Source organism: Thermosynechococcus sp. PKX95 (assembly GCF_031583295.1).
In the GTDB taxonomy this organism is placed as follows: domain Bacteria; phylum Cyanobacteriota; class Cyanobacteriia; order Thermosynechococcales; family Thermosynechococcaceae; genus Thermosynechococcus.
The window spans coordinates 368,285-380,652 of the sequence record NZ_CP134171.1 but is presented as its reverse complement, the minus strand read 5'-3'; the positions used below and the strand labels follow the sequence as shown (position 1 = coordinate 380,652).

Annotated in this window: 11 protein-coding genes; 10 read left to right on the top strand and 1 reads right to left on the bottom strand. The window is 53.8% G+C overall.

The genetic code is table 11. From position 1 onward, the window contains the following. Positions 1 to 41 precede the first annotated feature (41 nt). From RHH81_RS01750 to dxs, 3 genes are all read left to right on the top strand, one after another. The gene (locus RHH81_RS01750) at positions 42 to 557 is read left to right on the top strand and encodes a cofactor assembly of complex C subunit B (RefSeq protein WP_206200811.1); all 516 of its coding nucleotides are present in this window, start codon (positions 42 to 44) and stop codon (positions 555 to 557) included. A gap of 77 nt (positions 558 to 634) precedes the next feature. Further along, positions 635 to 1,213, top strand: coding sequence for a hypothetical protein (locus tag RHH81_RS01745; protein ID WP_206200810.1), 579 nt, complete (start codon positions 635 to 637; stop codon positions 1,211 to 1,213). Between the two features lie 104 nt (positions 1,214 to 1,317). Then, a complete protein-coding gene (gene dxs, locus RHH81_RS01740) occupies positions 1,318 to 3,231 on the top strand; it encodes a 1-deoxy-D-xylulose-5-phosphate synthase (RefSeq protein WP_206200809.1) in 1,914 nt (637 codons plus the stop codon). Here dxs and RHH81_RS01735 read toward each other — a convergent pair. Further along, positions 3,228 to 4,322 carry a beta-ketoacyl-ACP synthase gene (locus tag RHH81_RS01735; RefSeq protein WP_206200808.1) on the bottom strand — a complete coding sequence of 365 codons (1,095 nt, stop codon included), beginning with the start codon at positions 4,320 to 4,322 and terminating at the stop codon, positions 3,228 to 3,230. The genes dxs and RHH81_RS01735 overlap by 4 nt on opposite strands. Before the next feature lie 31 nt (positions 4,323 to 4,353). Here RHH81_RS01735 and cutA point away from each other — a divergent pair, with 31 nt between their 5' ends. From cutA to RHH81_RS01700, 7 genes are all read left to right on the top strand, one after another. After that, positions 4,354 to 4,731: a divalent-cation tolerance protein CutA gene (gene cutA / locus RHH81_RS01730; protein WP_206200807.1), complete on the top strand. Its 378-nt coding sequence runs from the start codon at positions 4,354 to 4,356 to the stop codon at positions 4,729 to 4,731. Positions 4,732 to 4,733: 2 nt separating this feature from the next. Further along, the gene (locus tag RHH81_RS01725; RefSeq protein ID WP_302678693.1) at positions 4,734 to 5,900 is read left to right on the top strand and encodes a DarT ssDNA thymidine ADP-ribosyltransferase family protein; all 1,167 of its coding nucleotides are present in this window, start codon (positions 4,734 to 4,736) and stop codon (positions 5,898 to 5,900) included. A gap of 70 nt (positions 5,901 to 5,970) precedes the next feature. Continuing rightward, entirely contained in the window at positions 5,971 to 7,152 is a 1,182-nt protein-coding gene (locus RHH81_RS01720; protein WP_310743284.1) for an ABC transporter permease, read from the top strand. 3 nt (positions 7,153 to 7,155) lie between these two features. Then, a complete protein-coding gene (locus RHH81_RS01715) occupies positions 7,156 to 8,625 on the top strand; it encodes a glycosyl hydrolase family 57 (protein WP_310453177.1) in 1,470 nt (489 codons plus the stop codon). A gap of 75 nt (positions 8,626 to 8,700) precedes the next feature. Beyond that, a complete protein-coding gene (locus RHH81_RS01710) occupies positions 8,701 to 10,227 on the top strand; it encodes an NYN domain-containing protein (protein ID WP_206200803.1) in 1,527 nt (508 codons plus the stop codon). A gap of 9 nt (positions 10,228 to 10,236) precedes the next feature. Further along, the gene (locus RHH81_RS01705) at positions 10,237 to 10,953 is read left to right on the top strand and encodes a biotin--[acetyl-CoA-carboxylase] ligase (protein WP_206200802.1); all 717 of its coding nucleotides are present in this window, start codon (positions 10,237 to 10,239) and stop codon (positions 10,951 to 10,953) included. Positions 10,954 to 11,023: 70 nt separating this feature from the next. Beyond that, positions 11,024 to 12,367: a hypothetical protein gene (locus tag RHH81_RS01700; RefSeq protein ID WP_206200801.1), complete on the top strand. Its 1,344-nt coding sequence runs from the start codon at positions 11,024 to 11,026 to the stop codon at positions 12,365 to 12,367. The last annotated feature ends 1 nt before the right edge of the window (position 12,368 follow it).

Here is a 12,368-nt window from a genome sequence, read left to right as displayed (position 1 = left end):
ACAATGAGGGTAGCAAGCCCATCCGTTCAGACCCCCTCAACATGTCCAGCGATTTAACTTATCCTTCCACTCTCTTACTCACGAGTCTCTTGGCCGTCGGCTTTGTGTTTTTTATTCGTGCCTCCACCAAAGAACGCATTGAAACCAAAGAATGGCTCATTGCCCAGCCCATTGCCGAACTGGCTCCCCGCCTCAAGCAGTATTTCCAGCAGCGGGGCTACCGCCTGCACAGTGTCAGTGCTGATGGCAGTGAAGTGACGTTTCAGGGAAATGTTGCCGCTAGTCCCTTTTTGGCCGCATTGCTTTTTGGCCTTGCCGTCTCCGGTGCCACAGCGATCGCCCTTGTGTTGACCGTCCTCTTTCCCGATCGCGGTATTTTGGCCTTTGGTCTCATTGGTCTAACCCCCATTGCCCCTTGGTTCTATTGGCGAGGTGCCCAGCGGCTCGAAACCGTCAAACTCTCTTTGCAACCCCATGCGATCGGTACCCAAGTCACCCTAGAGGGACACCGCGATGAACTAATGACTTTCGAGGACACGGTGTTGGGAGCTTTGTAGGCTGCCTTCTTGGCTGAGGTGCATAACGAAAAAAAGATCACAGGATAATCTTTTGACGACCTGTGAGGGACTTCGCGATGACCTACTCGCAAACCACCACCACCACTGATGAGCGTACCTTTGGTCAACTCCTGCTTGAACTCGACATCCACCTCAGTCCCAAGGAAGTGGATTGTTTAGAGAAAAACTTTCGGGTGTATCTCGCCTGTGAAGGCTACCCCCTCACTAAAGTTCCCCACTGCGCTGTCGAGCGTCAGGTAGATAGTCATGGTCGCTTGATGGCTGAAACGGTCAAGCCCAGTTCCCTAGAGACCAACGCCGCCTTTGAGCGGGCTTGTCAATGTGCTCAGATGTCCCTGAGTCACCTCAGTGCGATGACCGAACGCTTCCTAGGGGATCTCCAGGACTTGGCCACAAGCCACGGTTACCCCAAACGGTTGGGAACTGACCTTGCGCGGGGAATTCTCGCCAACTATTGGCAACAGTGGGGTCGGGAGCGATTTTACCAATGGGTGATTTGGTTGGTGGAAAATTACACCAATGAATCCACGGAAGAAATTCGTGAATTGAGCGAACTCTATGAAACAGCGTTAGAAATTTATGATCAACTGTTTCGGGATTATTGCGGCTTTTCACCGCGTCTAGGGGCGAAATAATGCCCAACTTCGGTCGGGGACTTTGCTAGAATCAGTCAACAGATAGTTTTTCTGTGGTCAGCGGTAGGCTATCGCTCCTAGGTATCTTGCGAGGTCGGGTTTCTATGCACTTAAGTGAACTCACCCATCCCAACCAGTTGCATGGGTTGTCCATTGCCCAATTGAGTCAAATTGCCGCCCAAATCCGCGACAAACATTTGGAAACGGTGGCGGCCACGGGAGGACACCTTGGGCCAGGCTTGGGGGTTGTCGAACTCACCCTCGCACTCTACCAAACCCTTGACTTAGATAAAGATCGCGTGATTTGGGATGTGGGGCACCAAGCCTACCCCCACAAAATGTTGACGGGTCGCTACAACAACTTCCATACCCTACGGCAAAAGGGAGGAATTGCTGGCTATCTCAACCTCCGCGAAAGTCCCTTTGATCACTTTGGCGCTGGTCATGCCTCCACGAGTATTTCGGCAGCTTTGGGGATGGCGATCGCCCGCGATCTCAAGGGAGAGAAGTTCAAAGTCGTGGCCATTATTGGTGATGGTGCCCTAACTGGGGGGATGGCGCTAGAAGCGATTAACCACGCCGGCCACTTGCCCCACACCAACCTGATGGTGGTGCTGAACGACAATGAGATGTCCATTTCCCCCAATGTGGGCGCGATTCCCCGCTATCTGAATAAAATCCGCCTCTCACCGCAGGTGCAATTTATTACTGATAACCTCGAAGAGCAGTTCAAACATATCCCCTTCTTTGGTGAAAACCTAACCCCGGAGATGCAGCGCATCAAGGAGGGCATGAAACGCCTTGCGGTTCCTAAGGTGGGCGCCGTCTTTGAGGAACTGGGCTTTACTTACGTTGGTCCGGTGGATGGCCACAATTTGGAAGAACTCATTACCACATTCCAACATGCCCATACGATTCCCGGTCCTGTCTTGGTTCATGTGGCAACGGTTAAGGGCAAAGGCTACGCGATCGCCGAGAAAGACCAAGTGGGCTACCATGCGCAAAACCCCTTTGATCTCGTCACTGGTAAGGCCAAACCCTCCAGCAAACCCAAGCCCCCCAGCTACTCCAAAGTCTTTGGCGAAACCCTGACTAAACTCGCAGAAAACGATCCGCGCATTGTTGGCATTACAGCGGCGATGGCCACGGGTACAGGGCTAGATATCCTCCAAAAACGGGTGCCCAACCAATACATTGATGTCGGGATTGCCGAGCAGCACGCCGTAACAATGGCCGCCGGCATGGCCACCCAAGGCATGCGCCCCGTAGCGGCGATTTACTCCACCTTCTTGCAGCGCGCCTACGACCAAATTGTTCACGATGTCTGCATCCAAAAGCTACCCGTCTTCTTCTGCATGGATCGGGCGGGGATTGTCGGTGCTGATGGCCCGACCCACCAAGGGATGTACGACATTGCCTATTTGCGCTGCCTACCCAATATGGTGCTGATGGCACCCAAGGATGAAGCGGAATTGCAACGCATGATTGTAACGGGCATCAACTACACCGATGGCCCGATCGCCCTACGCTATCCCCGGGGCAATGGCTATGGTGTCGCCCTCATGGAGGAAGGCTGGGAACCCCTCGAAATCGGCAAAGGGGAACTCCTGCGCCCCGGTGAAGATATTCTCTTGGTGGCCTACGGCTCAATGGTTTATCCGGCGATGCAAGTGGCAGAAATCCTCAAGGAACACGGCATGAGTGCCGCAGTGATCAATGCCCGCTTTGCCAAACCGCTAGATACTGAGTTGATTCTGCCTTTGGCGAAACAAATTGGCCGCGTGGTCACCTTAGAAGAAGGCTGCCTGATGGGGGGCTTTGGCTCGGCGGTACTCGAGGCACTCCAAGAGGCGGATATTCTGCTGCCTGTGTTGCGTTTGGGGGTACCGGATATCTTGGTTGAGCACGCTAGTCCTGAGGAATCAAAAGCTGACTTAGGACTCACACCCCCACAAATGGCTAAAACGATCATGCAAAAGTTTGGGGTTGCTCAACCAAGGGTGGTCACTGCCTCCTAGGGATGCGCTAGAACAATCACGGCATTCTGACCACCAAAGCCGTAGCTACAGCAGAGAATGTGGCCTAAAGGGGCAGTGCGGCTGTGTTGGACAATGTCGAGGTCAAAGTCGGGAGTCTCACAGCCAACACAGGGGGGAATCTCCTGTGCCCGTAATGACAGACAGGAGAGGGCGATCGCGATCGCGCCAGCAGCACCTAGGGTATGCCCAAGGGCACCTTTGTGACTGGTGACCGCAACCCCTTGACCAAAAAGGGTTTGAATCCAAGTGGCTTCAGCGGCATCGTTACGCCGTGTGCCCGTACCGTGACTATGGATACAGTCGATCTGGTGCGGTGTTAGCCCCGCCTGAGCCAAGGCCTTTTGAATGGCTAGGAGAGCACCGGTTTGCTGGACACTGGGGGCAGCCATATGCTCGGCATCGGCACTGAGACCTACCCCAGCAATTCGCGCATAGGGTGTAACAGCCCGCGATCGCGCCCGTGCCTCGGATTCTAGGACGACAATGGCACCACCGGCCGCTAAGCCAAATCCCTGCCGCTGGCGATCAAAGGGAGCCGCCCGCGCCTGAGCCAACACCCCTAACTGGCGGAACCCGGCCAAGGTTAAGGGCGAGACGGCGGACTCGACCCCTCCCGCCAACACCAGATCACAATAACCCTGCTCAATCAACAGTGCCCCTTGGGCGATCGCCCATAGTCCCGTCGCGCAGGCCGCTGTGGGGTTGAGAACTATCCCTTGGGTGCCGGCAATTTGTGCCACTTGCTGGGATACAGTGGCGGGTAAGGTTTGTAACCATGTTTGTCGCGAAAGAGAAGGCTGCCGTAACCATGTTTCCCACTGTGCTTGAAAGCCACGGCTTGACCCGACCACTACCCCAGCACTGTCTAGAGGAGGGGTTAATTTTGCATCGTTGAGCGCTTGAGTCGTTGTCGTTGCAATAATTTTCTCGACTGGCAAGGTCGTTGCTCCCACCAGTCCGTCAGGCGTGGCGATGAGTGCCGTTTTCCCCTGACAGTAGCGCTGCCACGTGGCGATCGCGCTCTCCCCCAGAGCTGTCCACAGCCCAATACCGGTAATAACAACATTCACTGCACGATTTTATTCAAGATTTGTTCAGGATATGATCGACATCATCAAGCGTGACGTGAGGACAGCGGGCTTGGAAACGGCAACAGAGTACTGTGTGGTGATGGTTACCACTGCTACGGAAACTGAAGCACTCTCTTTAGCCGATCAACTCGTGGCTGAGCACCTCGCTGCCTGTGTGCAAATTCTGCCTATTCAATCAATATACCGCTGGCAAGGAACCGTACATCGCGATCCCGAATGGCAACTGCTCATTAAAACCCGCACTGCCCTGTTTGAGCAAGTGCGCGATCGCCTGCTGGCATTACACAGTTATGAAGTTCCAGAAATCATTGCCCTACCCATTATTGCCGGTTCTCCTGCTTACTTGAGTTGGGTCAAAGAACAAACTCAAAAAATCTCTAGAGGTTAAGAATGCCTGAACCCAAGATCAAAAGCTTATATTACATTACCCATGTGAACAACCTCTCCTCTATATTCCAACACGGCATTCTTGCACATGAGCAAGTCGTAGAACGCGGTCTTTCCCCGACACCTATCTATAACGCAGACATCGTTGTGCGTCGGCAACACCGCCTCGCACCAAATGGTCAGAGTCTATGGCAATATGCCAACCTCTATTTTCAACCCCGAAATCCCATGCTTTATAAAGTATTAAGTGAAATCAATAAAAACAATGTTGTCATTTTAGGAATTAAACCCCGTGTCCTAGATATCAAAGGAACCTTCATTGCTTTAGGGAATGCAGCCCACTCCGTTACTGAAATCCGCGATGCTAAAACTGGACTACAAATCATCCATCGCGATTATTGGAGCATTCTCAATAATGACTGGTGGAAAACTGAAGATGGTACAAAGCGAAAAATTATGGCGGAATGCTTGGTTCCAAAAGTGGTTCCCCCCACTGAGATTCATTCTATCTATGTTGCAAGTCAGGAGATGGCAGAGCGCCTTCGACAACAGTTCAGTTCTGTTGAAGTCATAGTTGAACCCCACATGTTTTTCCAACCCCGACGACGTGCTGCAATTACGAGTCATCTATCTTGGGTGGATGGAGATATGTTCTTCTCCCAAATGCAAACCTTAACAATCAGTGTCAATACCGTCGGTGTAATGGGTAAGGGATTAGCCTCACGGGCAAAATATCAATTTCCGGATATGTACGTCGTCTATCAAGATGTCTGCAAGAAAAAGCAACTTACAATGGGGAAACCATATTTGTATAAACGTGAAGCTTCTCTAGACAGCGATCTAGCGGATGAACCTTTGAGCTTACCCAACTTGAATGCCAATAAATGGTTTTTACTCTTTCCGACTAAAACTCACTGGAAACAATCGTCTGACATTACAGGAATTGAGCGAGGTTTGCAATGGTTAGTGGATAGCTATCAAGCAGAAGGCATTCAATCTCTTGCTGTTCCCGCCCTTGGCTGTGGCTTGGGGGGTCTAGACTGGCGGGAAATAGGACCACTGATGTGTCGTTATCTTTCACAAATACAGATTCAAGTGGCTATTTACTTGCCCCAAGAACAAGAGGTACCAGCAGAGTTTTTAACTAGGGATTTTTTACTAGCCGCCTAAGGTGGCCGTTTTTTCCCCAACTGCCTAGCACGGTCTAGACATGCCCCCATCGCAAACTTAAGATAGAAAAATGGTTTCCCTTGCCCGCAAAAATCTCTTAGAAGACTTTAGCCGCTTTCTCGTGGCTCAACTAGGCATCACGTTTGCCGTCAGTCTGGTCACAGTTCAAACTGGACTCCTTGAGGGCTTTGGGCGATCGGCCACACTCTTGGTGAACAAAAGTCAAGCGGATTTCTGGATTGCCTCCAGTGAGTTGCGCTATTTTGGCTTAACGTTGCCTATTGAGTATCAAGTTGTCCTCGATGCCCAGGCAGTTGCAGGGGTTGCAGCCGCAGAACCTCTGTTGATCCAGTCAGCGATGTGGCGCCGTTCAGAGACAGAGGCGATCGATCCAGTGCAGGTGGTGGGTATTGAACCGACAGGCACCTTGCTGCCCTTGACGACAGTTGCTGGTGCAACCCTGACGGAGCTAGAAGAACCCTACAGTGTCATCGTGGATCGCATTGACCTCAATGCCCTTTCCCTTACGGCTCTAGGGGAGCAAGGTCGCGTGAATAACTACCCAGCGACGGTCATTGGCTGGACGCGCGGTGTCAAATCCATTGTCTCTAGCCCCTATGTCTTGACTTCGCTGGAAACTGCGAACCTTTACTTAAACTTCCCTCGGTTTGATACCAGTGAGCCGGTACCCGAATTTCTGCCGTTGGTGTCCCCCAGTACCCGCATCACCTATGTCATGGTGAAAGCCAAGTCGGGGGAGGATTTAGCAAAGGTGCAGGAACGCTTACGGGCAGCCTTTCCCAACTATCAAGTGCTCAGTCGTGCTGCCCTGACTGAAATGACGCGGCGCTATTGGCTAGCCAGTACCAGTGTGGGGTTTATCTTAGGACTGGGGGCAGGGGTTGGCGTGGTTGTAGGGGTGGTCATTGTCAGTCAAATTCTCTATTCTTCGGTGAGCGATCGCCTACAGGAGTATGGCACCCTCAAAGCAATGGGGGCTTCTGACGGGTACTTGTATCGCATTATTATTGAGCAAGCCCTGTGGATGGCCGTACTGGGTTATCTGCCCGGTTTAGGCCTGTGCTGGGGACTGGGGATGTGGACCATGCAAGCCCGTGCCATCCAAATTATCATTACTCCCCAACTTGCCCTCGCCGTTTTTAGTGCCACCGTCGCCATGTGTGTCAGTGCTTCCCTATTGGCGATTCAAAAAGTGATGCGCCTTGATCCCGCCCAAGTTTTTCGAGCTTGAATCATGCCCCGCCCTACCCTCCCTTGGTCAACCTGTCCGCCTCAAGGAGAACCTGTCCTCAGTGGTTGGGAACAGGCGTTGAGTGAAGTGCCCCGTTGCCCCCCCTTGCCCCCCCAAATGCTCCCCTCTATTCGCGCGGCCTTTGCCTGTGCCCTCCATATGCACCAGCCGACCATTCCAGCGGGGGAGGGCGGCAGCCTCATCAGTCACTTGCAGTATATGCTGATGCATCCCCACGAGGGGGACAATCACAACGCGACCCAATTTCTCTGGTGTTATCGGCGCATGGGGGACTGGATTCCCCAGTTGGTGGCTGAGGGCTGTCAACCGCGGATTATGCTCGATTACTCCGGCAACCTCCTCTGGGGGCTGGAGCAGATGGGACAGGAGGAGGTACTGGACGCCCTGCGGCGGATTACTGTGGATGCCTATGCTCCCTACGTGGAATGGCTGGGCACCTGCTGGGGACATGCGGTGATTCCCTCCACTCCAATCGCTGACATTGAGTTGCATATTCGCGCTTGGCAGCATCAATTTGTGGCCCTCTTTGGCGTTGAAGCGCTGCAAAGGGTACAGGGCTTTTCACTGCCAGAAATGCATTTGCCCAACCATCCGGATACGCTCTTTACCTTGGTGACCTGCCTCAAACGCTGTGGATACAGTTGGTTGCTGGTACAGGAGCACAGTGTTGAACAGTTGGATGGGTCGCCGCTACCCTACGCTGCCAAGTATGTACCGAATGTCCTTGTGGCGCGCAACTCCCAAGGAGAGGTGGCGGAAATAACGGTGCTGATTAAAACCCAAGGCTCGGATACGAAACTTGTGGCGCAAATGCAGCCTTATCACGAAGCTAAGCATCTGGCCACTCACTGGCAGGCTCCCCTCGGTCCCCCCTGTGTGAGTCAAATTGCCGATGGTGAAAACGGTGGTGTGATGATGAATGAATATCCCCGCGATTTTATGCCGGTGTGGCATGAGATAAAAGCGAATCCGCAGGCGGGGGTGGTGGGTCTCAATGGCAGTGAGTACCTTGCCCTCTTGGCGGCTCAGGGAGTGACTAGCGATCGCTTTCCTCGCTGTCAAGCGGTACACCAACATCTACTCTGGCAGACCTTAGGGGATAGCCCGATAACGCCAGAAAGGGTTGCGGCAGCGATCGCCCACCTTGAACAAACCAATCCCCACTTCTCCATGGAGGGTGCCTCTTGGACGAATCACCTCAGTTGGGTCAAGGGCTATGAGACCGTTCTGCAACCGATGGAACGCCTGAGTGCCGAGTTTCACCGCATCTATGATCCTTTGGTGGCGGCTGACCCGCAAGTGACCCAAAGCCCTGCCTACCGCGAAGCGCTCCTCTATGTGCTGACATCGCAAACCAGTTGTTTTCGCTATTGGGGCAGTGGCCGCTGGACAGACTATGCAAAAACGATTTGCGATCGCGGGATGGCACTGTTGCAAGAAACCAGCGTTTGAGAGGGAGTTTTCCAAGAATTCGTAAAATAAGTTATGGCATGGCAGAACTGGTGCATACCTCCTTTAGGAGCGATTGTGGCGGGTTCCCTCGCCGTCGCCCTTACCCGTGAACCGCTTCCTGTGGTGGCGGTCAGTTCTGCGGGGGCATTGGTGGGCACTTGGGTACAAGATCGTCAACGTCATTCCCTAACGCCCCAGATCGAAGACCTCCTCCAACGTTTAGAGGAAAGACTGCAACACCTTGAAACCCGCACTTCTGGGAATGGCTCGCGTCGTACCGCTATTTTCTACGACATTGAAAACCTGATCAAAGGCTACAACATCAAAGCCGCAGATGTGGCCAAAATTTCCCTCGCTGCCATCCAAGCCCATATTCGCCAAGCCTACCCCATCGAGCGGGTGCTGCTGCAACGTGCCTATGCCAACTGGAGTGATGCTCGCCTTGGGTCACTGCGCCGGGAAATGCACCAATTGGGCATTGAGCCTGTACAGGTCTTTGGTTTTTCCTACGAAAATCGCAAAAATGCTGCTGATATTCAATTGGCGATTGATGTGGTGGATTTGATTTTTCAAGATGACCGCTTTGATACGTTTGTGATTGTCTCCGGCGATGGTGGCTTTGGCTCCCTTGCCAAGAAGTTACGGCAGTACGGCAAAACAGTCATTGGCTGCGCCTACGAAGATGCGGCTGGCAAGAGTTTTCAGGCCATTTGTGATGCCTTTGTCCACATCCCTGATCCAACCGTAAAACCCCGCCCACCTGTCGCCAGTCCCGCTCCCCCCATTGAAGCGCCGCCGCCCAGCATCCCACCCTCCGCCATTCCCTTAGATCCTGATAATCGTCGTTTGTGTGCGGACTTGAGTGTCAGTTTGGCTCGCCATGCCGAGGGGGCGATCGCCAAAACGCGGCAGATTCTCGATTGGTACCGCCGTGATTCGGAGTGTGGCAAGCTCCTGCGGGAGGAAGGGCTACCCATTAGTAAAGTCCAAGGGGCGGTACAAGCCCTGCTGCCCAACTTTGACATTTTGCAGTTGGGGATGGTCAAGTTCTCGGAATACTTGCGCTACGTCTGTAAAAACACGATCTTCTGCGTCTTTCATCGGCAGGGCAGTGCCAATCAACTGCGTCTTGGCCTACGGGAGCATCTTCCCCCCAGTGCTGTGGTGATGGCCAATTTTGAAAAGCGTCCCCTCCATAGTCTGGCAACCTATCGCGCTTTGCTCAGTCACGAACGGGTGGCGATCGCCCAACCCCCAGCCTTAGCCTATGTTTTAGCGTGGCTCCTTGACCATCGCGATTGCGCTGCCACCCTAGAAGAACTGGCCGCCATGATTGAGCAAACCGCCCCAGCGGAGATTGGTCGCAGTCAAATTGAAAGTGCCTTGAATAACTGCCAAGCGGCCAATATTCTTGTGCCAGCTCCCCACAGTGGCGATCGCTATTTCGTTGCTGCGAAAATCACAACCCTTCCCGCAAGCTATGCAGCACTGGCGCAGTGGCTAGATCAGACCCTTCAGGTGTTTTTTGAACGGGTAGGGGCGCATCCGAAACCAGAACTGTTGCGGGCACTCGTTGAGCCATCTGTTTCTGTACCCAAGTAAGCGATCGCCATGGAGTTTCCTTGGTTGGTGTGGCTAGAGACCTGTGAGAGCACGAATACCTGGGCATTGCACCATGCCGATCAACTCTATGGGGGTCAAGTCATCTACACTCAGGCACAAACACGGGGGCGAGGTCAGTACAACCGTACTTGGCAATCCCCAAAGGGGGTGTTGACAGCCTCCTTTATCCTGCCGCAGTCGCCAGCGATCGTTGCGCCCAGTGTCCAAGCCGGGATAGCCGTGATGCGGGCGTTGAGTGGGCTGCGACCAACGGTGGAACGCCATCTGCAATTGAAGTGGCCGAATGATGTGATGGCTCAGGGCAAGAAACTGGCGGGAATTCTCTGTGAAGGCCGTTCCCCTTGGCTGGTGGTGGGGCTGGGACTGAACCGCTGTGTTGACGTTGAGGCAATGGGTCTTCCCCAAGCCATTAGCCTCCACACGCTGCTTCATTCTCCCCAAGCGGTGCCTACGGATCTGGAACTGCTAGCGGCGATTCGCGCTGAGCTTCTGTGGTGTTGGCAACAGTCCCAGGGGGTTCAGATCACGGCGCAGCAGGATTTTTTGCGGGGGCGATCGCTCACTCTTGTCCAAGGAGAACAAAGGTGGCAGGGCATCGGTGTGGGCATTAGCGATCGCGGGACGTTGCAAGTACGTCTGAACAATGGGGAGTTGCGAGAATTTAGCAGTGGCCATGTCCTCTACAGCAGCGATCGTGCTCCCTAGATCTGGATTGCTGAAGTGGGTAGCCCATCTGCGAAAATTGTCCTTGGTACTACAACCATCTGAGGTGTGCATGAAGGGTTGGCAGGTCTGTTGGCAACGGGCGATCGCTTTCGTTCTCAGCATTGCTCTCCTGTGGTCAGTGGGGGACATCGCCGCGGCAAAAGCCAGTGGCTCGCTGGCAGAGGTGGCGGCTCCTGTGGCCATTGAGGATATGAAGGATTGGTTCGATCGCTATGAACCGCGGCTGAAAATTCTCACCCCCGAAGCCAACCAAACCCTCCAAAGCCGCAACGTCACCGTCAAGCTAAGTGTCCAAGGGCTACGCCTGTTTCAAGATCAGCGCACAGGGTTAGGCCCCCATGTGGAGGTGGTGCTCGATGATCTGCCCAGCCGCAGTGTCTATGACCTGAACACCCCCATTGAATTTACGAACCTTGAGCCGGGAACGCACCTTCTCCGTGCTTTTGTTGTGTACCCTTGGGGTGAAAGTCTGAAACATCCCCTTGCCTATGCTCAAACGGCCTTTCATCTCTATACTGCAGATGAGGACACTCGATCTGCTAGTCTTCCCCTGATCACCTACAATCAGCCCAGCGGCACCTATGGCGCTGAACCAGTGCTCCTTGATTTTTATCTCAGCAACCTGCCGTTGGATCAACAATTAAACAATGAGAAAGTCTGGCAGGTGCGCTGCACGATCAATGGTCAATCCTTCACGGTCGATCGCTGGCAGGCCTACTATCTCACTGGACTCCAGCCGGGGGATAACTGGGTACGGCTCGAACTTCTGGATGGCAATGGTCAGCGTATTCCCTCTCCCTACAATCCGATTACCCGCCTCGTGACCTATCAACCCAATGGCAAGGATGTCCTCTCGCGCCTGCTGCGGGGAGAACTGGCCGCCAAAAATCTTCAAAGTAGCCTCAGTCCGGATCTCCCCAGCAACCTCCCTCCTGAACCGACCCCAGAGCCAACACCTGTCGTTGAGGAATCCGCCGCTCCCTCCGAGCCGACCCCAGAGCCAACAGCTGTTGTTGAAGAATCTGCCGCTCAGACCTCCGTTGCTGAGGAACCTACACCAACGTCGGCAGTAGAGGCACCAACACGCACCGTTGAACCTGTAGAGGAAACGCCCGTTGCACCAGAGCCAACCCCAGAACCCACCGTCAAAGCAGCTGAAGAGACACCGCCCCCCACGCCGCAAAAGCCCTTCTGGCAGCGCCTGAATCCCTTCAAGAAAGCAGAAAGCCCGACTCGTTCTGTTCTCGTTAGCCCGCGAGTTCCATCCAAGCCGTCCCCACCTTTGGAGCAACCGACTCTAGAGACCACTGCACCTGAGGTCACTGAACCGGAGGCTGCTCCCACTCCAGAGGATTTGCCACAATTAGAAGAACCGACGACCCCTCAGGAGTAGA